Below are 22,104 nucleotides of genomic sequence, written 5' to 3' on the forward strand. Positions count from 1 at the left end.
TAGGTTTCCCAGGAAGATTACTGTTTTCTTGTGCCTTCATCAGTTTTGATTTCGACAACAACCTTAGCATTCGTTAAACCAGACACTCTTTGGCTATTTTCTGGGGAAATCGCAATTTTCACTTCTACAACTCTGGCATCAACATCAGCTGCTGGATCTGTATTCAGTACATCCTTTTTGCCAATTTGTCTGCCAATCTCGGTGATTGTTCCCGTTAATTGCCCGTTAAATGCTCCATTATCACTGGTAATAGTAGCGAGTTGACCAACACGGACTTTACCAATACTGTCTTCGGGAACTTCTGCAACGACAAACATCTGATCAGTTTGTCCAATTTCTGCAATGCCATTGCTACTCATGACTTCGCCTGATTTGGTATGAATTTTTAAAATTTCACCAGGGCTTGGGGCTTTGACATAGCTCAATTGGAGTTCGGCTTGCGCTTTTTTAATGAGAGCGATCGCATTGGTAATTTGGGCTTGTGCTATTTGCACATCAGTAGGACGCACATCTACCAACCGGTTAAATCTAGCCCTTTCTTCATCTATTTGCTTTTGCAAAGTGGCTATAGTTTTGTTGCGGTTAGCTGTGGCTTCGATTAGTTGCTGCTGCAAAGTGGCTATAGTTTTCACTTGAGTAGCTCTGGCTTCGGCAATTTGCTGTGACAGCGTTCCTAAAGCTTGTCTCAAACTAGCTTGGCTTTCACGCAGCTGCTGAGTAGCAGTAACCGCACTCAAACGCCTTCTATCTCTTTCTTGCTGAGAAATAGCACCTTGTTTGTATAAGAACTCATAGCGTCCAGCATCAACTTGAGCATTGCGCTGTTCAGCGCGAATTCGGTCAATCGTAGCTCTGAGACCATCTTTTTGCCCACTAAGTTCAGCTTCTAGACGTTGAATTGTTGCTTGTTGAGCAATTTTTTCACCACTTAACTCAGCAGCAAGACGAGCAATTGTCGCTTGTTGAGCATTTCTTTCTCCGACTAACTGAGCTTGTAAACGAGCAATTATTGCTCTTTGGGCTTGAATATCTCTTGGTGAAACTGCTGTGATTTGAGCTAAATTAGCACGAGACTCTTGCAGCTTGGCTTTTGCTTCTTCCACCGCTGCCATGTTAGTATCTCGGCTGTCTAAAATGGCTATGACTTGACCTTGCTGAACTCGCTGTCCTTCTCTAATCAAGAGTTGCTGCACTCGTGATCCTGCTGATAGTCCAGAGTTGGGAGCAGCGACTTTAATCACTTCTCCTCGCGGTTCCAAACGTCCCACAGCACTAATACTACTGACAGATGGTGCTATGTTTACAGAGGAAGTGAGTTTTTTTAATTGCTCCAGTCTAGCTGTAGCTATGAACCCAGCAGCGATCACTACGGGAAGTGCTACAGCAACTTTCAACCAAACTTTAGATTTTTCTAGTCCCTGTTCCGTTGACTTTGGCTTTTCAGTCACCCTTGACATGGTATGTTGCTCGGTTATCTGAATTGTGCTGATGGAAGTAAAAAAAACAAATTAGCCGCAACTGATAACTGTTAATAGCTTCTGAGTATGAGAGGTAATTGCACTAGAAGTTAAGGGAATTCAAACTCTTGAATTCACAAACTCCAGCACTCAGATACTCTTTATTTCTAAAAGCAACCTGGTATAAATTGGGTAGGTAAAAGTAGGTCGGCGTAAATAATTATCGTTGGCATCAGGCAGGAGTAAAGAGGGTTTCAGCCTTGTTTACCTTTGTTTACATACTTTGGTTTGATTGTGCCGACTAATATCATGTCCGGTTGAATACTTATCATTAGAGCCGACGCGGAGAGTTTTTTGATAAGCAATTAGCCCGACATGATCTTACATACTACATTCTTGAACAATCTTGATAGCTGTTAGCTGAATGCTGACGCTATAATAATGCAGACATCTTTTAGGTAGTAGAATATAACCAAGAGTTTCTACAACCGGGTAATGTGCCAAAAAATCTAAAATTGTCTTTTCTGAAATCTAAAATTGGCACGGTTCACGACCAACTGAAAAAAATCTGTCAAATAGAGCATTCCAAACATCAAACTTCCCTTAATTTGATTCTTAAGCTGTGAGCTTTCTTTGGTTATTTACACCTAAAAAAAGAACAAATTATCTCTGGGTATATATTCCAAAAAAGTAGCTGTGTTACTGTTCCCCCTAATGTTTTCTGACTCCATTGAACTCTGGCTTAAATGAATTCTACATTTATCAGTTATGGGAAAACGTAACGCAGCTTACAGATAAAGATATGAGAAGGTTGAGAGATGGGAAATGATTATTGTGGTAAGTCAAATAATACAGTGGTCATGTAATTTTCTGCCCAATCTTGACCAAAGGCTTTTTCTAGTACACGACGGGTTTTATCGTTTTGTTGTTGTTTGCTACAATAGTTATGTTGTCCAGCGAGAATTGAGGCTACTTTTTCTGGCGCAACAGGACTAGATAGGCTTGCTTGACGACAATGAATCTCTAAGAAATCCTGTACCCGCGCGAGAAACATGATTTCTTCTTCTGGGGAACTAGGACGAACAAAGAGACAAAAATCAGAGAAGATATTTCCCCACTCTGGTAACTCTCGCGGTTGGGAAAAATTGAGTGTGGTTAACTCGCTCAAGGCAGAATTATACTCTGCGGGTAAGATTCTCTCTAAGCTTACAGGAGAAAGGTCTGCGATCGCAGCACTAATTTGACCTCTACCCCCAACTAAGTCACAACCAAACATAGGAATGTCATATTCTGGACGGGGAAACATCACGCAATGCAAGATATCCAGCATATTTCCCACCTTTGCCAGTTCTAAGTGCATTTTGCGGAACTGCGGTGTTTGATAGCAGCGATTTTCTATAATCAGTTTTTCGCCTTCTAGTCTACCTTCTACATATCCCAACTCAGCAGGCAAATTGTAAGGTGATAAATCTAGATGTTTATGCCAGACTGTCTCAATACAATCAGCTAGTTGACGAATCAGGGGATGTTGTTGCTCACGCAATGAGGGAGTAGAGGTAGAAGACATATTATTGTTGGGCAATATCAATCTATTTCTGAGTTTACAGTCATTTTGACGTAAATGAACCGCATCTTGAGGAAACTTTCGCACAAGAGCGCAGTTAAAGCGCCGGTAGAAATGCGACACTTAGAGCTTTTCTGATTAGACAGTGTATAGCGTAGGGTGGGTTAGCGACAGCGTAACCCACCATTAATTTTCAACTATCTGAACTCGCTTTATTATTCAACCAAGTAACCAAATCAGCCGCACTTGTAAAATCTAACAACGCTAAACCTAAATTCTCCAAATCTTCCACAGACAACTTATTAATTTTTACCTGTAAATCCTGACTAATTCCACCTATACGCCGTTCAATTAGACGCATATTGTAATTTAACGCCTCTTCATAGCGGACTTCTTGATAATATCTGGTATTGCGTAAATCACTAATACTAAACATTCTTGCTAACTCCTACAGATGCAAAATCATAAATATCTGCTTCACTAGCAGGTAAATTGATCAATTCAAAAAAAGACGCAGGTAAAGTTTGAAAAATGCGATAAAAAATAGAGTCAGTTTTCATGATAGATGCTAATAGTGAAATTTGGTGATGATAAATTTAAAAATCGTCAACTAAAGATTTCTATTAAATATTTTGGAAATGTTGATTGGGTAAGAACTATGAAACATGATATAATAGTAGTTATGCAAAATATTATATTAATTTCAATACACTAAAATTTAAACTATGAATCCGCGATTGGTTGATTCCCTTGTGCAAGTAATTGAGGCGCTTTCCCCAGAAGAAAGAAAACTTTTAGAAAGTCGTCTTAAACTAAACGCAGTGCAGAAAACACCCGGAGTTTGTGGTGGCCATGCTTGTATTCATAATACCCGCATTCCTGTATGGGTCTTGGTTTCGTTGCGTCAGCAGGGAGCGAATAATAGAGAATTACTACAAAATTATCCCAATCTCACACCTGAAGATTTGATAGCAGCTTGGGAATATTACGAACAGCATACTTCAGAAATTGATTTGGCTATTGTCGCTCAAAATGAGGATGATTGATGGTGAGACTGTATGCTGATGAGAATTTTTTCATTTACCAAGAATATAATAGATAGCCAATTTTTTATAGAAAAGCGATGTTTTAATTGAGAATCGTGATATAATTAAGACTAACTTCTGGGTTTAAATAAATGATAACAACAGTTGCAAAAATCATTACCATAGAAGAATTTTTAAAGCTGGGTTTTATTGATGAGTCCCCAGCTTGGGAATATATTAACTCAGAAGCAATTCAAAAACCGATGGGTGGTGGTAAACACAGTTTATTACAAAAACGATTAGTTGCAGTTATTGACACAGCAACAAGTGATTATGAAGCATTTCCAGAACTGCGTTGTAGCTGTGGAAACCGTTCCGTAGTTCCTGATATTGCAGTTATTAATAATGATCAAATACCATTAGATGAAAGCGGTGATATTATTAGCAGTGGGATTAATTTTGCACCAGCTTGGGTAATTGAAATCCTGTCACCATCTCAAAGTCAAACCAAGGTAACTGGCAATATTTTACATTGTATTAAACATGGTACTAAACTTGGATGGTTGCTTGATCCAAATGAGCGTTCTATTTTAGTTTATCAGCCTCATAGTTTACCAGATTTGTTAACTGGAAAAGATATATTACCAATTTTAGAAGGAGTAAATTTAACAATCACAGTTGAGGAAATATTTGCTTGGTTACAAAGGAAGAAGTGAGGGATTTACGTGACCCAATTATTAAAATTGTTGTATATTTCTCAATGGAATATTGACTTAGCTATCTTAAAGTTGATAGAAATTGTAAAATCACCAGAACCTATTGATATTAATTCAGGAAATATTATAGGTTTAAATCCTTTTTACAATTTTGAAGTATGGGCTAATATTTCTAAGATAAGAGAGGTTGCTAAAAATAGTAAAAATGGCTTTGATTATAAGGCTCAAATAGAGGCTATTGAAGAACAGTTGAAAAATGAATATAGGACTAATATTTAAAATATTAAAAAAGACTGAGGTAAACTTTGAACAATGCGATAAAAAATAAAATCAGTTTTCATGGAAAATGTTGATAGTTATGAAGTCCACCTGTGTGGACTTCATTTTTATAGCCCCAGAATTATATTCTGAGGGATAGATTAAGCCGTGAAATACTTCGCTACAGGGTGATAAGTAATAATCGCCGTTGTAGACTGTTCAGGATATAATTGCTCACTTTCATCCATGTGCATCTTCATCCTATCAACCCCCAACAACTCCAACTGCTTAAACTGATCCTGAATATTCGGGCAAGCAGGATAGCCGAAACTATACCGAGAACCTTGATAACGCTGCGCCAAAATATCCCGAATATTATCCGGTTCAGCATCACCAAAACCCAAGTCCCTGCGGATTCTAGCGTGTGTCCATTCCGCCAAAGCTTCCGCAACCTGTACAGCCATTCCATGAAAATACAGATAATCAGTGTATTGATTATTTGCAAATAGCTTTTGTGCAAACTCCGTTGCCACTTCCCCCACAGTCACCGCTTGCATAGGGAAAACATCAATTATTCCTGACTCCTTTGGTGCAAAGAAATCAGCAATACATAACCTATTAGAAGACTTCTGACGAGGAAACTCAAAACTTGCCACCTGTTTTGATTGATTCTCCACATCATATATATGTAGAGAATTGCCCTCAGACTGACAAGGAAAATATCCATAAATTACTTGAGGATGCAATAAATTCTCCTCAATAATTCGCTGTTTCCAATCTTCTAAAACTGGATAAACCTTTTCAGCTAAAAACGCCTGATATTCCTCCTTAGATTGTTCCTTCGGTTTGCGGAATTGCCATTGTCCAGCCACCAAAGCTTGCAAATCTAAATACCAGAATAACTCCTCCAAAGAAATATCATCAGATTGTAAAAACTGTGTTCCCCAAAAAGGTGGTTTTGGACGTTCAATATCTACAGCTACTGCTTCCGAACGACGGGTATCTATTACTTTTGCTTCAGCAGGTACTTGAGCTTTAACAGTATTATCTACTGTTTCTTTATGTCCATTTTTTGACTCTTCAGATTCTCCTAATTCATCCAAAAATCCCTGCAAATCATCCCAGTTACCCGCAGATTTTGCAGGCATTAACTTATCCATGAAATGCAAATCAGAAAACGCATCTTTGCCATAAACAACTTTACCTTTGTAAGCATTTTGGCAATCTTGATTTACAAACTTAGGAGTTAAAGCTGCACCACCTAAAATTACAGGAACAGTAATTCCCTTTTCATTAAAAGCCTGTAAATTCTCCTTCATAAAAGCGGTAGATTTTACTAACAATCCACTCATGGCAATACAATCAGGTTTATACTGTTCGTAAGCTTGAATGATGTTTTCCACAGATTGCTTAATGCCCAGGTTAATCACCTTGTAGCCATTGTTAGATAAAATGATATCCACGAGGTTTTTACCAATATCGTGAACATCGCCTTTTACCGTTGCAATCACAAAAGTTCCCTTCCCATTATTACCAGATTCCGACTTTTCCATAAACGGTTCAAGATACGCAACCGCAGCTTTCATGGTTTCCGCTGATTGTAAAACAAAAGGTAATTGCATTTGTCCAGAACCGAACAATTCACCCACAACTTTCATCCCGTCTAACAAGAAAGTATTGATGATTTCCAAGGGAGGATATTGTTCTAAAGCCTTGGTTAGTTGTGTTTCTAAACCAATTCGTTCACCGTCAATAATATGGCGTTTCAAACGTTCTTCAATTGGTAAACTTTCATCAACACCTGTGTTACGTTTGGTTTTGACTCCTGCAAAAATTGTTGTTAATTCTCCCAAAGGATCATAAACGCAGACATTACCATCAAATTTGCGTTCATCATAAATTAACTGACGACAAACTTCTTGATGCTGGGGGTCAATTTTAGCCATCGGTAAAATTTTACTCGCGCTGACAATTGCTGCATCCATGCCCGCGTTCATTGCTTCATGCAAAAACATCGAGTTTAGCACCATCCGCGATGCTGGGTTTAACCCGAAAGATATATTAGAAACACCAAGGATTACATGACTTCCAGGCAATTCTTGACGAATGCGGCGAATTGATTCAATGGTAGCTTTCCCGTTTTCTCTATCTTCCTCAATCCCAGTAGAAATAGGTAGAGCCAACGTATCAAAGAATATTTCTGTAGGAGCAATACCATACTCTACAGCTTGACGGTAAGCACGTTGAGCAATTTGAAACTTCTTCTCAGCCGTTCGCGCCATGCCATCTTCGTCAATTGTCCCAATAATTACACCAGCACCATATTTTTTCGCCAATTCTAGCACTTTCAAAAATCGCGGTTCGCCATCTTCATAGTTGGTAGAATTGAGTAAACACTTACCACCAGCCACCTTTAAACCCGCTTCCATTTTTTCCCATTCGGTGGAATCAAGCATTAAAGGTAAAGTCACATTATTAACAATGCGGGAAACTAACTCGTGCATATCACGCACGCCGTCACGTCCCACATAATCAACGTTAACATCAAGAATGTGTGCGCCTTCTTTTACCTGACTCCGCGCCATTGATACTAAACCATCCCAGTCTTCTGCGTTCAGTAAATCACGGCATTTTTTAGAACCACTGGCGTTGAGACGTTCACCGACAATCAAGAAAGAGTTATCTTGGTCATAGGGCTGAGTAGAATAAATTGAAGCCGCTGCTGGTTCTAAACTCGGCTGTCTAACTTTCGGTTTTAACTCTTTGGCAATTTCTGCTAATTGTTGAATGTGTTCTGGACGTGTCCCACAGCAACCCCCAATCACTTGGACACCCAAATCTTCGATAAAGTGCATTAAAGACATCCGCAATTCAACGGGTGTCAACTTGTAATGCGCTTGACCACCGACGTTTTCTGGTAAACCCGCATTGGGAATACAGGAAACTACGAAAGGTGAATGTTCTGATAAATACTTGATGTGTGGTTTCATCAAGTCGGGACCAGTGGCGCAGTTCAAACCGAGAATATCAATGGGGTAAGGTGCGAGGATAGTAAGTACGGCGCTGATTTCTGTACCTACCAGCATTGTCCCCATGCTTTCCATGGTAACAGACACCATTAAGGGTCTTCTTTCCCCTTTTTTGGCAAAAACTTCCTCAATACCATTCAATGCGGCTTTGATTTGCAGCACATCTTGGCAAGTTTCCATGAGGAATAAATCGACACCACCATCAAACAGCGCTTCTGCTTGTTCAGCAAAAGAGGCTTTCATGGTGTCAAAGTCGATATGTCCCAAGGTGGGGAGTTTGGTTGTCGGACCAATAGAACCCGCTACAAAGCGGGGTTTTTCTGGTGTAGAAAATTCCGCAGCCACGCTTTTGGCGAGTTCGGCGGCTTTCTTGGTGAGATAATAAGCCTGGTCTGCTAAGTCGTATTCTGCTAAAACTATGGACATAGATCCAAAGGTGTCGGTTTCAATGACATCAGCACCAGCAGTCAGAAAGTCACGGTGAACTTTAATTATGGCTTCGGGTTTACTGTGGACTAGATATTCGTTACAACCTTCATACTGTGCGCCTCCAAAGTCCTCGGCGGTGAGGTTTTGGGTTTGTAGGTTTGTTCCCATTGCGCCGTCAAAGACGATTACGGGACGTTCTGGACTGTGTAGGTGTTTTAGAAAAGGATGGGTCATATTGTGTTAAAAAATAGAGTTGGTTTTGTGATACTAGTGCAGCACGACAGAAGGAAGGTTTTTGCATACTCCCTTCCTACTAAAAGAATACGGATTAAATGAACCGCAAAGACGCGTTCACGGAGTGTGCCGTAGGCATAGGACGCGAAGAAAGAAGATAGATAATTTTACTTTGGTCGGGGAGTCGGCTTTTTTAACTGGTATAGTTATTTCCGCTGTGCAGCACTAGATTTAGTTTATTATTTTCCAAAATTTTGATGGTTTTAGACAGGTTTTAAAGAAAATAAGTATTTTAATTCTGTAGTATGCTTATAACCAGCCGTTTTTGAGTGGCTGTGTTTTGTATCTACAATATTGTGAATGCTAAAATGATCCTCAAGACAGGTTGAAAAAGTTATTGGAACTACATTTAGTATACCAGTATCCTTTTTTCCTGAGCAGTAAAATCATAATATCAATGTTAGCCATATTACTAGTATTACATATATGAGATTTAGGGATTGGGCGACTAGAGTAATGTTAATCTTTTTCATGTTTGCAGCGCTGATTTTGGCAGTGTTTATCGGTGGTGCAAGACAGATGAAAAATCATAACGCTGCTTCAAATCCAGCAGTTACAACTTGGAGTCAATATCCACAGGCACAACTACAATCGACAATAACTACCGAAGAGAAAAAAGTAAATTTACCTAAATCCCCAGTCAAAACCAATAAAACCAATAAAACCAATAAAACCAATAAAACCAATAAAATTAATCTTAAATATGCAACTACGGCGGCTTTTGCCAAATATAGACCTAATCTTGCTAAGGCTGAAGTGCATTCTAGCAATTATGGCGATCGCTTTGCTAGAGATGTCAACGGTGTAGTTTTCAACAACCAACCGATTATCGTTATTCACGAAACTAGCAATTCTGCTTCTAGCGCGATTAATTTTTTTCAAACACCCCATGATGATGAAAATGTGCAAGCGAGTTATCACGCTTTAATTACCCTAGATGGAACGGTGGTTTATCTTGTTCCACCAGAAAAACGCGCTTTTGGTGCGGGTAATTCTGTGTTTGAGGGTGTTAATGGTTTGGAAACTGTGCAGACTAACTCCACTTTACCCCCATCTGTGAATAATTTTGCTTATCATGTGTCTTTAGAAACCCCTGCCGATGCTTGGGGTCAAAATGATATACAGGGTCATAGTGGTTATACAAAAGCTCAATATAACTCTTTGGCTTGGTTGATTGCTCAAAGTCAAGTTCCAGATGATAGAATTACCACTCATCGGGCTGTTGACCGTTCTGGACAAAGAGCAGATCCAAAGAGTTTTGATTTTGATAAGTTTTTTAATTTACTTCATAGCTATCGTCAGCTAAGAACAGTCGATACTGCAAGAACTAATTAGCATCCAAAAATTAAATATTACCAAGTAGACTAACTCCAACCCTTCTCTATTGGAAATCTTCTTTAATGTCAGCCGATTTCGCTCCAGAAACGCCTATGCTAACGATTGGGTTAGGACTAAACTGTAAAGTCTTAAACCTGAAACACCATAGAAACGAAGGACAAAACACGAATGACTAAATTTCTAGATACTGCGATTGAAGCAATTGTCGCCCGTGAAATTCTCGACTCACGGGGAAAACCCACAGTGGAAGCGGAAGTACATTTGGCCAATGGTGTTGTTGGACTAGCACAGGTTCCCAGTGGTGCGTCTACTGGCACATTTGAGGCTCATGAACTGCGAGATGATGATAAAAGCCGTTATGGAGGTAAAGGGGTACTCAAAGCGGTGCAGAACGTCAATGAGGTACTAGCACCAAAATTGTTAGGTTTGGATGCTCTCAACCAAGAAGCCTTAGACAGAACCATGATTGCTTTGGATGGTTCACCTAACAAAGCCAATGTGGGTGCAAATGCAATTTTGGCGGTTTCCCTGGCTGCGGCAAAAGCCAGTGGTGAGTCTTTGGATATTCCCCTATATCGCTATTTAGGCAGCCCCCTGTCGAATTTGCTTCCAGTTCCCTTGATGAATGTGATCAATGGTGGGGCGCACGCTTCCAATAACGTTGATTTTCAAGAGTTTATGATTGTACCTATTGGCGCTCCTTCCTTCAAGGAAGCTTTGCGCTGGGGTGCAGAAGTGTTTGCGACTCTGAGCAAAGTTTTGGATGAAAAAGGCTTGCTGACTGGTGTAGGTGATGAAGGTGGTTTTGCACCTAATCTCGAATCTAACCAAGTGGCTTTAGAATTGCTGGTAGCGGCAATTAAAAAAGCTGGTTATAAGCCAGGGGAAGAAGTGGCTTTGGCTTTAGATGTGGCTGCGAGTGAGTTTTACAAAAATGGGCAGTATGTCTATGATGGCAAACCCCATGCACCAAGCGAGTTTATTGATTATTTAGGACAATTGGTTGACGAATATCCCATTGTGTCAATTGAAGACGGCTTGCATGAGGAAGATTGGCAAAATTGGCAATTGCTGACTCAGAAATTAGGTGCAAAAGTGCAGTTAGTGGGTGATGATTTATTTGTTACAAATGCTACTCGCTTACAAAAAGGCATTGAGCAAAAAGCCGGTAACTCGATTTTGATTAAATTGAATCAAATCGGTTCATTGACTGAGACTTTGGAAACTATAGATTTGGCAAATCGCAACGGTTTCCGTTCAGTAATTAGCCATCGTTCCGGTGAAACTGAGGATACCACTATTGCTGATTTGGCTGTGGCTACTCGTGCCGGTCAAATTAAAACCGGTTCTCTCTGTCGTAGTGAACGGGTAGCAAAATACAACCGTTTACTCCGTATTGAGCATGAATTAGGCGATCGCGCTGTTTATGCTGGTACAGTCGGTTTGGGACCTAAATAGGTGATAGGTGACAGGTGACAGGTGACAGGTGACAGTAGAAGAAATGGAGCAGGGAGCAGGGAGCAAGGGGGAAAATACCTCTCCTCTGCACTCTGCCCCCCGCCCCTCTGCCTCTTTTGCCTGTTCCCTGTTCCCTGTTACGGATAAAATCCAACTTTGGGCAACCCCAAGGTTTCATCCCAGCCCAGCATCAGGTTCATACACTGGATTGCTTGCCCAGCTTGACCTTTAATTAAGTTATCAATGGCTGACATGACAATCACCCGGCCTGTGCGGGGGTCAACTTCTATGCCAATGTAACAATTGTTGCTACCGCAAGCCCATTTTGTTTGGGGGTATGTGCCGCTATTACAGATTTTCACCCAAGGGGAATTACGATAAAAAGCTGTAAAAATTGTGATTAAGTCGTCACGGACTAAACCAGGATCGCGCAGTGTGGCGTATACGGTCGCCAAAATCCCCCGCACCATAGGGATGAGATGAGGTGTAAATTGGATTGTGACTTCGTGTCCTGCCAATTCGCTGCAAATTTGCTCAATTTCTGGGGTGTGACGGTGACGGGCAACGTTATAGGCTCCCAGGGAGTTATCTGCTTCAGCTAATAAGAGATTAACTTTGGCTTGTCTGCCACCGCCAGATGTTCCAGATTTAGCATCAATAATGGCTGTTTCTGGAACTATTAAACCCTGTTTTAAAAGTGGGGAAAGTGCCAGGAGACTGGCTGTGGGATAGCAACCGGGACAACCGATGAGTTGAGCTTCGGAAATGCGATCGCGGTACAATTCCGGTAAACCATAAATTGCTGTAGCGGCAACTGTGCGATCGCTTCTTTGTGTACCATACCAATTTGTATAAGTTGTCAAGTCACTGAATCTATAATCTGCACTCAGATCCAGTACTTTACATCCTTTTTCTAGTAGTTGAGGTGTGATTTGGCAGGCTAGTCCGTTGGGTAAAGAAAGAAACACTACTTCACAACGACTGGCAATAATTTCTGGATCTACAGCCTCAATTGGTAAGTTAACTATATTACCTAGATGTGGATAAATATCAGCAAAGGATTTACCCGCGCTGCTTTCACCACCTAAATACACCAGTTCAACTTCTGGATGATCCATCAATAGTCTCACTAGTTGGACTCCGCCATAGCCTGACGCGCCAACAATCCCAACTGGTACGCGTCTGAAATTACCCATGTTATGAAATCCTTATCTACTTTTGTTAATTTGTTCTCAGCTATCCACAATATCAGCGACTAGATGGGAAACACACAAAACAGGTGATTGAGAAAATTATTTGCCCAACTCCCCATAGCCTCAGTCTCCATTCCGTTGCTGCATTTTCAGTAGCAGAAATTTTTGTCATTTTATCGAATGATTGCTAGTCTACTTCTGTATCCGATAAAGAAGCTACAATTTAAAATAAGAAATTGTTAAAAAAATTTACGTTGGTAGCTGGAAATTTTCTGTGTTACAGCCTAAGACTAGCCAAGCCTTTGAATTCGATTCCATAGATGCCGCTTTGGCAGATCTCAAAGCAGGTCGCTCCATTGTGGTAGTGGATGATGAAAATAGAGAAAATGAAGGCGATTTAATTTGTGCCGCCCAATTTGCCACCCCGGATATGATCAATTTTATGGCCGTGGAAGCCAGAGGACTGATTTGTCTGGCAATGACAGGCGATCGCTTGGATGAACTAGATTTACCATTGATGGTTAGTACTCTGACAGATACTAACCAAACTGCCTTCACTGTCAGCATTGACGCAGGACCTCATTTAGGTGTCTCTACGGGCATTTCCGCAGAAGACCGCGCCCGCACTATCCAAGTTACTCTCAACCCAGCCACAAAACCTGAAGAGTTACGCCGTCCTGGTCATATTTTCCCACTTCGGGCTAGGGCTGGAGGTGTACTTAAACGGGCTGGACATACGGAAGCAGCAGTGGATTTAGCTCGATTAGCTGGATTGTACCCAGCTGGGGTAATTTGTGAAATTCAAAACCCTGATGGTTCCATGGCGCGGTTAACCCAGTTAGTACAATATGCTCAAAATCATCAGCTAAAAATTATTAGCATCGCCGATTTAATCAGTTATCGTCTCCAAAATGATCGCTTGGTATATCGAGAAATCGTTACTAGGCTACCCAGCCAATTTGGTCAATTTGATATTTACGGCTATCGCCACACCCTAGATAATACAGAACACGTAGCAATTGTCAAGGGCGACCCTGCAAATTTTAAAGATGAGCCTGTAATGGTGCGAATGCACTCAGAATGTTTAACAGGTGATGCTTTGGGTTCTTTGCGGTGCGACTGTCGAATGCAGTTGGAAGCCGCATTGAAAATGATTGAGTCTGTCGGTCAAGGTGTCGTTGTTTACCTACGGCAAGAAGGACGGGGTATTGGCTTGATTAATAAACTCAAAGCCTACTCATTGCAGGATATGGGACTAGATACGGTGGAAGCAAATGAGCGTTTGGGATTCCCCGCTGACTTGCGAGACTACGGTATGGGGGCGCAAATGTTAATGGATTTGGGCATTAAAAAGATTCGCCTTGTTACCAATAATCCCCGTAAAATTGCTGGTGTTAAAGGCTATGGATTGGAAGTCGTTGATCGCGTGCCTTTGTTAATTGAGGCTAATGATTACAATTCCTATTACCTGGAAACAAAGGCGAAAAAGCTAGGGCATATGCTGTTACAAAGTTATCTTGTCACTGTGGCGATTCACTGGCAAGATGACCCGCAATTGGTGACACAACGCTATGAACGCTTAGAAAAATTACGGTATTTAGTCAAAAACCATGATTTGTTGTTACAGGAAGAAGCACGTCCGGTAGGAATTGCTCTGTTTGATAAGCCATCTTTAACTGTACATTTGGGTTTTGACCAAGCGAATGTGGCTGAATCTGATTGGTATCAACAAAGTGGTCATCCTTATCTGCAAGCAATTTGTAAAATTCTGGATGAATTAGTAAATTTACCTTATATCCAGAAATTGGAATTTCTAATTTCTTCAGGTAGTGATCCGCTGAGTAATTTGCAAGTGCAGTTAGATCGACAAGTATTTACTGCCGATGTCCTACCTTCGTCATTGAAGGGCAATTTAGAGACACAGCAAATATACAGTTTTAGTAAGTAACGTTTTGTTGACTAATTTTTAATCTATTTCGTGGGGACACAGAAATACTGTGTCTCTTTTACCAGACGCGGGGACGGGGAGATGGGGAGACACGGGGACGGGGAGATGGGGAGATTGAGGGATTGATTTGTAGCTTTAATGAAGTGAATTAATATTAGGAGGAAGAAAGTAGGAGAAGGAGGAGTTAGGGGTCAGAATAAATGCAATTTGCTTAATTTTTAATTCTCCTAAATTATCGTTAATTAATATAGTTTGATTATAAGTATTCAGGATAGAGGAGAATACTCCAAGTCAAGATAATAAAGACTTTCCGAGTCAGATTTAATGATTTTGATAAAATCTTACTTCTCTCTATTCTTCATTTCCTAAGCATTCTGAACCGAAGGTCTGCGTAGCGTCTCCTGACTCCTGACTCCTGAATTCTTACGTTTGATTTATTTCCGCCTACCTACTTAAAAATATCTAATACTAGGAAAAAAATCATGCAAACTAATTGGAAAATAGGCTCTTTGTTTGGTATTCCTCTGTTTTTAGACCCGTTGTGGTTTGTAATTTTGGGGTTAGCAACTCTGAATTTTGGAGTAGCTTATCAACAATGGGGTACTGTCACAGGTTGGAGTGCTGGACTAGTCATGGCACTGCTATTATTTACTTCTGTATTATTGCATGAGTTAGGACACAGCTTAGTAGCACAGTCTCAAGGGATTAAAGTTAATTCCATTACTTTGTTTTTTTTCGGTGGGATTGCAGCGATAGAGGAAGAATCGAAAACTCCAGGGAAAGCTTTTCAAGTAGCGATCGCAGGGCCTGCGGTAAGTATAGTCCTGTTTTTGCTGCTACGTCTAGCTTCTAACATAATTCCTGATACCACACCGCTGAATGTAATGGTGAGAGATTTAGCGAGAATTAACTTAGTTGTTGCTTTATTTAACTTGATTCCCGGTTTACCGTTGGATGGTGGACAGGTGTTAAAAGCAGCACTATGGAAAATAACAGGCGATCGCTTTCAAGCCGTACATTGGGCAGCAAGGTGTGGACAGCTTTTAGGTTATAGTGCGATCGCTTTAGGATTTGCTGTAGATTTCTTCAGCAGAGAATTACTCACAGGTTTATGGATTGTACTCTTGGGTTGGTTTGGAATTCGTAACGCCAACAGTTATGACCGTGTAACCACATTACAAGAAACCTTACTCAAACTAGTAGCTGCTGATGCCATGACCCGTGATTTTCGGGTAGTAGACGCTGACCAAACCTTAAGAGAGTTTGCTGATTTGTACCTTTTAGAAACAGCCTCCTCGCAAGTTTATTTTGCAGCTGCTGATGGACGTTACCGGGGAATGGTAACTGTTAATGATTTGCGGACAACAGAAAGAAGTCAGTGGGAAACCCAAACGCTGCAAAGCATTGTTCATCCCCTCACAACAATACCCACCGTTACAGAATCAACTTCCTTAGCCCAAGTAATTAACAAGCTAGAAAATGAACAGCTACCCCGAATTACTGTTCTCTCTCCCGCAGGTGCTGTAGCTGGCATAATTGACCGAGGAGATGTAGTCAAGTGTGCAGGGCAAAAGTTAAATTTGCCAATCACCGAAGCTGAAATCAAGCGAATTAAAGAAGAAGGTAGTTTTCCACCAGGATTACAACTGGGAATAATAGCGAAGTCAACCACAAATTAAAGGAGAAAGGAGAATTTACAAATGGACGAATTTATGCAAGCTGCCATTACAGAAGCAAAACAAGGTAGACAAGAAGGAGGAATTCCCATTGGTTCCATTCTAGTTAAGGATGGTAAAATTCTCGGCAGAGGACACAACAAACGTGTGCAAGATGGTGATCCTGTCACCCATGCCGAAATTGATTGTCTTCGCAATGCTGGGAGAATTGGCAGCTACAGAGGGACAACATTATATTCAACATTAATGCCGTGCTATTTGTGTGCTGGTGCTGTAGTGCAGTTTGGCATTAAAAAAGTAATTGCTGGAGAATCAAAGACTTTTCCAGGTGCGAAAGAATTTATGGTTTCTCATGGTGTGGAAGTAATAGATTTAAACTTGCATGAATGCGAACAAATGATGAGTGAATTTATTCAAGAGAAACCAGAATTATGGAATGAGGATATTGGTAAATAAACATATTTCATAAAATGCCTTTGTCTTGCAAGAAAGAATCAAAAGTCACCCGTTCAGGAAGTGATGCTTGTGCGCCTCTTTTTGTTGTTGCTAAAGCACCTGCTGCTGCACCCCAAACTACTGCTTTTCGTAAAGGGAGTTTTTGAAAAAGTGCTGCTGCTAAACCACCATTAAAAGCATCACCAGCGGCAACGGTATCAACTGCATGAACTGGGAAAGCAGGTGTAAAGAAAGCTTCTTCAGCATTGGCACAATAAACACCTTTTGCACCCAATTTTATCACTGCACATTTTACTCCTCGTTGCAATAAAATACCTGCGGCTTTTGCGGCTGTTTCCGCTCCATTTACAGGAAACCCCACCAACTGTTCTGCTTCTATTTCATTAGGTGTGATAATATCAATTAAGGGGTAAAGTTCATCTGGTAAATGGGTTTGTGCTGGTGCAGGATCAAGAATGACACTAATATTTGCATTTCTCGCCGCTTTGGCAGCAGCCACTACTGTATTAATGGGAATTTCCAATTGTAAAAGTATTGCGTTTGCTTCTGGTAATAAATGGGATAATCTTTCTACATCTTCATCATTTACGCGCCCATTTGCACCGGGAATAATAATAATTTGATTTTCTCCACTATCATCAACGGTGATGAGAGCAACTCCCGAATTAACGTTATTATCTATGAATAGATTTGCAGTTTTTACGCCTGATGATTGCAAATTTTCAATTAATTCTACACCGAAAGTATCCCCACCTACACGCCCAACTATATGGGTAGGAATTCCCAATTTTGCTAGTGCTACGGCTTGATTTGCACCTTTACCTCCAGGTGTTGTCAAAAAATCTTTCCCCGTTAGTGTTTCTCCAGGAACTGGTAAGCGAGTTGCTGTTACTACTAAGTCTAAATTAATACTGCCGAATACGATAATGTTCATAATAGTGGTTTAATTGGCAAAATTATTAGTACATAGTTACTAAGGTATGGTACTCTAGTATTAATGATAGATTGCTGTCAGTACGCGTTCTGTGAAATTTCCCTCAGTTGGTCGCTGGGGGATTTTTATTTTTCTAACTAAATTGTTATGTCAATAGTCGTGCAAAATAAATTATCTATACTAAAAACGGTTGTCAACTTTACTTTTAAACGCAGAGGTTCGCTGAGGTAAACGCAAAGTGACGCAGAGTTTTTATTGAAGTTTTCGCTTTGAATTTTGTTATCCTCATAAAGTCGAGATATTAACGGTAATTAGGACTATCTGAAATTCTGGAATCTTTGTCAAACAAGAATTTTAAAAAGCTGACCGAATAATGTGGCAAGGATTACCCGCAGCGATGACATTTGCTGGTATATCTTTAATGACTACACTACCTGCGCCAATGGTAGTATTATCACCAATGGTTACACCTGGACAAATAATTACACCACCACCTATCCAGACATTATTACCAATTTTAATTGGTGCGGCTAGTTCTCTACCTGTTAGCCGAGTTTCTGGGTCTGTGGGATGATAAGCTGTGTAAATCTGCACATAAGGAGCAATTAACACATTTTCACCAATATGAACGGTATTGCAATCTAAAATTACACAACCATAATTTATGTATAAGTTATTGCCAGCGTAAATATTACCACCATAGTCGCAGTGGAAAGGTGGGACAATTTTGATTTTTTCTCCTATTTCCGCAAACAAGTCTTGTAAAATTTGCTGTCGCTGCTGTTGCTGTTCTGCGGTTGTTGAGTTGTACATTTGCAGTAGACGACTAGCACGCTGACTTTCAGCAACTAATTCCGCATCTTCTGATAAATATAACTCCCCTGCCAGCATTTTTTGTTTTTCTGTTTTTTCCATGACAGGGTATTTAATTAGACTTGCTTCGTGTTAACTCAATGCTAATTTTGCCATTAAAGTCAGGAATAGGTGCAGCGGGTTTACTGAGAATGACTTGTACTTGATTAATACCATCGCTATCTTCTAAGATACCATCTGCGATCGCACCTGCTAATCTCTCTACCAATGCAAATTTTGAGGTTTTGACTAAATTTTGAATTAAACTAATTGTGCGACGATAATCTATTGTATCTTCAATATTATCTGTTTTAGCGGGTTGAGAAAGATCCAACCATAATTTGACATCTACCTCAAACCATTGTCCTAATACCTGTTCTTCTGGTAAAAACCCGGTATAGCCGTAGCAGCGAATTCCAGTTAAATGGATACAGTCCATAAGAAATGAGAGGTGACAGGTGAGAAGTGATAGGTGATAATTTTACCTAGTTACCCATTATCTAATAAATGCAACTTAGTTTTTATAATCTTAATCAACTTTGGTCTTATGTATTAACGGAAACCCTCAAACGCTTGGGTTTAAATTGTGCTGTTATTTGTCCTGGTTCTCGTTCTACACCCTTAACTTTAGCATTTGTCCAGCAAACGCCGGAAATTGAAGCTATTTCCATTTTAGATGAACGTTCTGCGGCTTTTTTTGCATTGGGACAAGCCAAAGCAACGGGAAAACCTGTAGTATTAGTTTGTACTTCGGGAACAGCAGGAGCAAATTTTTACCCTGCGGTAATTGAAGCTAGAGAAAGTCGTGTACCTTTATTAATTTTAACCACCGATAGACCAGCAGAATTACGAGATTGTCATTCTGGCCAAACTATCGACCAAGTAAAATTATACGGTAATTATCCCAATTGGCAAACCGAGTTAGCGACACCCGTTGCTGACATGGAAATGTTAAGTTATCTCAGACAAACGGCAATTTATGCTTGGGAACGTTGTCAATTTCCCAACGGGGGAGCAGTGCATTTAAATATACCATTTCGTGACCCGCTGGCACCAATTGCCGATGGTATAAATTTTACCTTAGATGTTGAATATTTTTTTTCAGGAATAGTCTCAACTCCATTACCAATTACCCATTACCAATTACCCATTACCCATGACCAAAAAGGTATTATTATTGCTGGTGTAGCCCAACCAAAAGCACCTGAAGAATATTGTAGAGCGATCGCACAACTTTCTCAAACTCTCCAATGGCCTGTTTTAGCTGAAGGACTTTCCCCAGTTAGAAATTACGCAGATTTAAATCCCTATCTAATTTCTACCTATGACATCATTTTACGTAATCGGCAACTTGCTGAAGAATTAACACCAGAAATGGTAATTCAAATCGGAGAAATGCCCACAAGTAAAGAACTGCGTAATTGGTTAATTGCTAATAAACCTCAACGTTGGATAATTGATAGTTGCGATCAAAATTTAGATCCTTTACATGGGAAAACAATACATTTAAGGACATCTATAGAGTATTTAAAGACTGAAATTTGGAAACTAGGAAATGGGAACTTAGAATATTTGCAAAAATGGTGTGATATAGAAGCAAAAGTTAGAAAAAATATTGATGTTAATTTTGAAAAGATGGAGGAATTAATTGAAAGTAAAGCAGCTTGGTTAATTTCCCAAATTCTCCCACCCGAAACACCGCTATTTATTGCTAATAGTATGCCAGTGCGAGATGTAGAATTCTTCTGGAAACCAAATAATTTAAGAATTAAACCTTATTTTAATCGAGGTGCAAATGGAATTGATGGGACACTTTCCACCGCTTTAGGAATAGCACATCATCAACAAAGTAGTGTAATGTTAACAGGAGATTTATCTCTATTACATGATACAAATGGGTTTTTAATTAGAAATAAATTTATTGGACACCTGACAATTATTTTAATTAATAATAATGGTGGCGGGATATTTGAGATGCTACCCGTTGCCAATTTTAATCCACCTTTTGAAGAATTTTTTGCCACTCCCCAAAATATTGATTTTGCTCAGTTATGCGCTACATATGGTGTGCAGCATGAGTTAATTACTTCTTGGGATGATTTGCAGGAAAGGTTGAATGTTTTACCAAAGACAGGAATTAGGGTTTTAGAAATCAGGACAAATCGGAAAAGGGATGCTATGTGGAGGAAGGAGAATTTAGGGAAGTTTAGTTTTGATATTGGGTTTAAATATTAGAGGATGTTTAAAAATTCATAAAGTTTACCCAATAACCTCTCTCCTTGTCGGAAATGGGGTCAGGGGGTTAGGTTTCTGGGCTTTTGATATTAATAACAATACTTCTCAAACCTGAGGGGAGGACTGACGCTAATCATCAATATTCCTCAGTTGTAACTTCAACAAATTTTTATCTTAAATTTTTTCAGTATTTTCTCTTAATGTATGTAGTACATTGAAGTAGTATGCATTCACAGGATTGTTGAAAATATGACAAATGAACTTCATCTTTATTTTGATGACTCTGGCAGCCGTAATCCAGATTCAGCGGCAATACCGCGCCGTGATGGTATTGATTGCTTTGCCCTAGGAGGAATCTTAGTGCAACAAGAGAATATAGAAACTATTATAATAAAGCATCAAGAATTTTGTAGTAAATGGAATGTTACCGAACCATTACATTCTACTAAAATTCGTTCTCAACAGAAAGCTTTTGCTTGGTTAGGTAAGGAAGATAATAAACAGAAATCTCAAGAGTTTTTAAGCGAATTAGAAATTCTTATGCTAGATTTACCGTTTACTATTATAGCCTGTGCTATTCATAGACAAGGTTACAAGGATCGTTATAAGAACAAGTACAATAACGATATTTGGATGATGTGTAAAACTGCTTTCACTATTTTAGCTGAACGGTCAGTAAAATATGCTATTTACAAAGAACGCAAGTTACGGATATTTTTTGAAGAAAGTGGAAAAGATGCAGATAGAGCCATTCTAAAGTATGCGAAAGAACTTAAAACACAAGGAATGTATTTTGATCCACATAACTCGGCTGCTTATATGGGACTGACAGCAGAGAAATTTAAAATAAATTGGTTAGGAGAACCACAGCGTCTAACTAAGAAATCACCCATGATACAGCTTGCAGATCTAGTCTTGTATCCAATAATTAAGGGAGGTTATGATCCCAACTACCGAACTTATGACTCCCTTAAAACTAAGTTGAAACTTATTGATTGTATTTTAGAACCGGACAAAATACCTCAGATGGGTATCAAGTATAGCTGTTTCGACGATTTATAAAACTAAAGACTCGGAATTTATCCGAGTCTTTAAAATTTCGGCTTTCATACGAAAACCCCGGGGCGTTGCCCAATAGATCCAGAATAAGACCATTCAAGATTAAGTGCAAGCTAAAATAGCCTTGTTTATTAAAACTTTAAATTTTACTTCACTTTGTATTTGAATATACTCTAGCCCTCT

Annotated in this window: 19 protein-coding genes; 10 read left to right on the forward strand and 9 right to left on the reverse strand. The window is 39.7% G+C overall.

Going from position 1 to position 22,104, the window contains the following annotated elements; translation table 11 throughout:
• Positions 1 to 17: 17 nt before the first annotated feature.
• From H6G68_RS17725 to H6G68_RS17740, 4 genes are all read right to left on the reverse strand, one after another.
• On the reverse strand, positions 18 to 1,457 hold the full coding sequence (locus H6G68_RS17725; protein ID WP_190907828.1) for an HlyD family efflux transporter periplasmic adaptor subunit: 1,440 nt from the start codon (positions 1,455 to 1,457) through the stop codon (positions 18 to 20).
• An 829-nt stretch (positions 1,458 to 2,286) separates the two neighbouring features.
• Entirely contained in the window at positions 2,287 to 3,024 is a 738-nt protein-coding gene (locus tag H6G68_RS17730; protein WP_190907829.1) for a phycocyanobilin:ferredoxin oxidoreductase, read from the reverse strand.
• Between the two features lie 190 nt (positions 3,025 to 3,214).
• Positions 3,215 to 3,457 carry a DUF4351 domain-containing protein gene (locus H6G68_RS17735; RefSeq protein WP_190907830.1) on the reverse strand — a complete coding sequence of 81 codons (243 nt, stop codon included), beginning with the start codon at positions 3,455 to 3,457 and terminating at the stop codon, positions 3,215 to 3,217.
• Positions 3,450 to 3,581, reverse strand: a complete 132-nt coding sequence (locus H6G68_RS17740) for a DUF2887 domain-containing protein (protein ID WP_190907831.1) — start codon at positions 3,579 to 3,581, stop codon at positions 3,450 to 3,452. The genes H6G68_RS17735 and H6G68_RS17740 overlap by 8 nt, the downstream gene beginning before the upstream one ends.
• A gap of 165 nt (positions 3,582 to 3,746) precedes the next feature.
• Here H6G68_RS17740 and H6G68_RS17745 point away from each other — a divergent pair, with 165 nt between their 5' ends.
• The 3 genes from H6G68_RS17745 to H6G68_RS17755 all read left to right on the forward strand — a co-directional run bounded on the left by H6G68_RS17745 (position 3,747) and on the right by H6G68_RS17755 (position 5,041).
• Positions 3,747 to 4,067 (forward strand): DUF433 domain-containing protein, encoded by a 321-nt coding sequence (locus H6G68_RS17745; protein ID WP_190907832.1) that lies wholly within the window; start codon positions 3,747 to 3,749, stop codon positions 4,065 to 4,067.
• A 131-nt stretch (positions 4,068 to 4,198) separates the two neighbouring features.
• Positions 4,199 to 4,762: a Uma2 family endonuclease gene (locus H6G68_RS17750; RefSeq protein ID WP_190907833.1), complete on the forward strand. Its 564-nt coding sequence runs from the start codon at positions 4,199 to 4,201 to the stop codon at positions 4,760 to 4,762.
• Between the two features lie 9 nt (positions 4,763 to 4,771).
• Positions 4,772 to 5,041 (forward strand): hypothetical protein, encoded by a 270-nt coding sequence (locus H6G68_RS17755; RefSeq protein ID WP_190907834.1) that lies wholly within the window; start codon positions 4,772 to 4,774, stop codon positions 5,039 to 5,041.
• Between the two features lie 140 nt (positions 5,042 to 5,181).
• Here the strand turns inward: H6G68_RS17755 and metH are convergent, their stop codons facing one another.
• Positions 5,182 to 8,712, reverse strand: coding sequence for a methionine synthase (gene metH, locus H6G68_RS17760; protein ID WP_190907835.1), 3,531 nt, complete (start codon positions 8,710 to 8,712; stop codon positions 5,182 to 5,184).
• A gap of 486 nt (positions 8,713 to 9,198) precedes the next feature.
• Here metH and H6G68_RS17765 point away from each other — a divergent pair, with 486 nt between their 5' ends.
• Both H6G68_RS17765 and eno read left to right on the forward strand, forming a co-directional pair.
• Positions 9,199 to 10,107 (forward strand): peptidoglycan recognition protein family protein, encoded by a 909-nt coding sequence (locus H6G68_RS17765; protein WP_190907836.1) that lies wholly within the window; start codon positions 9,199 to 9,201, stop codon positions 10,105 to 10,107.
• A 171-nt stretch (positions 10,108 to 10,278) separates the two neighbouring features.
• Positions 10,279 to 11,568, forward strand: coding sequence for a phosphopyruvate hydratase (eno, locus tag H6G68_RS17770; RefSeq protein WP_190907837.1), 1,290 nt, complete (start codon positions 10,279 to 10,281; stop codon positions 11,566 to 11,568).
• A gap of 137 nt (positions 11,569 to 11,705) precedes the next feature.
• Here the strand turns inward: eno and argC are convergent, their stop codons facing one another.
• The gene (argC, locus tag H6G68_RS17775) at positions 11,706 to 12,764 is read right to left on the reverse strand and encodes an N-acetyl-gamma-glutamyl-phosphate reductase (RefSeq protein WP_190907838.1); all 1,059 of its coding nucleotides are present in this window, start codon (positions 12,762 to 12,764) and stop codon (positions 11,706 to 11,708) included.
• Positions 12,765 to 13,035: 271 nt separating this feature from the next.
• Here argC and ribBA point away from each other — a divergent pair, with 271 nt between their 5' ends.
• From ribBA to H6G68_RS17790, 3 genes are all read left to right on the forward strand, one after another.
• Positions 13,036 to 14,709: a bifunctional 3,4-dihydroxy-2-butanone-4-phosphate synthase/GTP cyclohydrolase II gene (gene ribBA / locus H6G68_RS17780; RefSeq protein WP_190907839.1), complete on the forward strand. Its 1,674-nt coding sequence runs from the start codon at positions 13,036 to 13,038 to the stop codon at positions 14,707 to 14,709.
• Between the two features lie 482 nt (positions 14,710 to 15,191).
• On the forward strand, positions 15,192 to 16,388 hold the full coding sequence (locus H6G68_RS17785; protein WP_190907840.1) for a site-2 protease family protein: 1,197 nt from the start codon (positions 15,192 to 15,194) through the stop codon (positions 16,386 to 16,388).
• A gap of 21 nt (positions 16,389 to 16,409) precedes the next feature.
• Entirely contained in the window at positions 16,410 to 16,841 is a 432-nt protein-coding gene (locus H6G68_RS17790; protein ID WP_127053618.1) for a nucleoside deaminase, read from the forward strand.
• A gap of 7 nt (positions 16,842 to 16,848) precedes the next feature.
• Here the strand turns inward: H6G68_RS17790 and rbsK are convergent, their stop codons facing one another.
• The 3 genes from rbsK to folB all read right to left on the reverse strand — a co-directional run bounded on the left by rbsK (position 16,849) and on the right by folB (position 19,066).
• On the reverse strand, positions 16,849 to 17,775 hold the full coding sequence (rbsK, locus tag H6G68_RS17795; RefSeq protein WP_190907841.1) for a ribokinase: 927 nt from the start codon (positions 17,773 to 17,775) through the stop codon (positions 16,849 to 16,851).
• A 354-nt stretch (positions 17,776 to 18,129) separates the two neighbouring features.
• Positions 18,130 to 18,690: a sugar O-acetyltransferase gene (locus tag H6G68_RS17800; protein ID WP_190907842.1), complete on the reverse strand. Its 561-nt coding sequence runs from the start codon at positions 18,688 to 18,690 to the stop codon at positions 18,130 to 18,132.
• 10 nt (positions 18,691 to 18,700) lie between these two features.
• The gene (gene folB, locus H6G68_RS17805; RefSeq protein ID WP_190907843.1) at positions 18,701 to 19,066 is read right to left on the reverse strand and encodes a dihydroneopterin aldolase; all 366 of its coding nucleotides are present in this window, start codon (positions 19,064 to 19,066) and stop codon (positions 18,701 to 18,703) included.
• A 68-nt stretch (positions 19,067 to 19,134) separates the two neighbouring features.
• On the opposite strand from folB, the gene menD reads away from it, so the two are divergent.
• Together menD and H6G68_RS17815 are read left to right on the forward strand one after the other, a co-directional pair.
• Entirely contained in the window at positions 19,135 to 20,862 is a 1,728-nt protein-coding gene (gene menD, locus H6G68_RS17810; RefSeq protein WP_190907844.1) for a 2-succinyl-5-enolpyruvyl-6-hydroxy-3-cyclohexene-1-carboxylic-acid synthase, read from the forward strand.
• 249 nt (positions 20,863 to 21,111) lie between these two features.
• The gene (locus H6G68_RS17815) at positions 21,112 to 21,924 is read left to right on the forward strand and encodes a DUF3800 domain-containing protein (protein WP_190907845.1); all 813 of its coding nucleotides are present in this window, start codon (positions 21,112 to 21,114) and stop codon (positions 21,922 to 21,924) included.
• The last annotated feature ends 180 nt before the right edge of the window (positions 21,925 to 22,104 follow it).

The organism is Anabaena catenula FACHB-362 (assembly GCF_014698735.1).
GTDB classification, from domain to species: Bacteria; Cyanobacteriota; Cyanobacteriia; order Cyanobacteriales; family Nostocaceae; genus Anabaena; species Anabaena variabilis_A.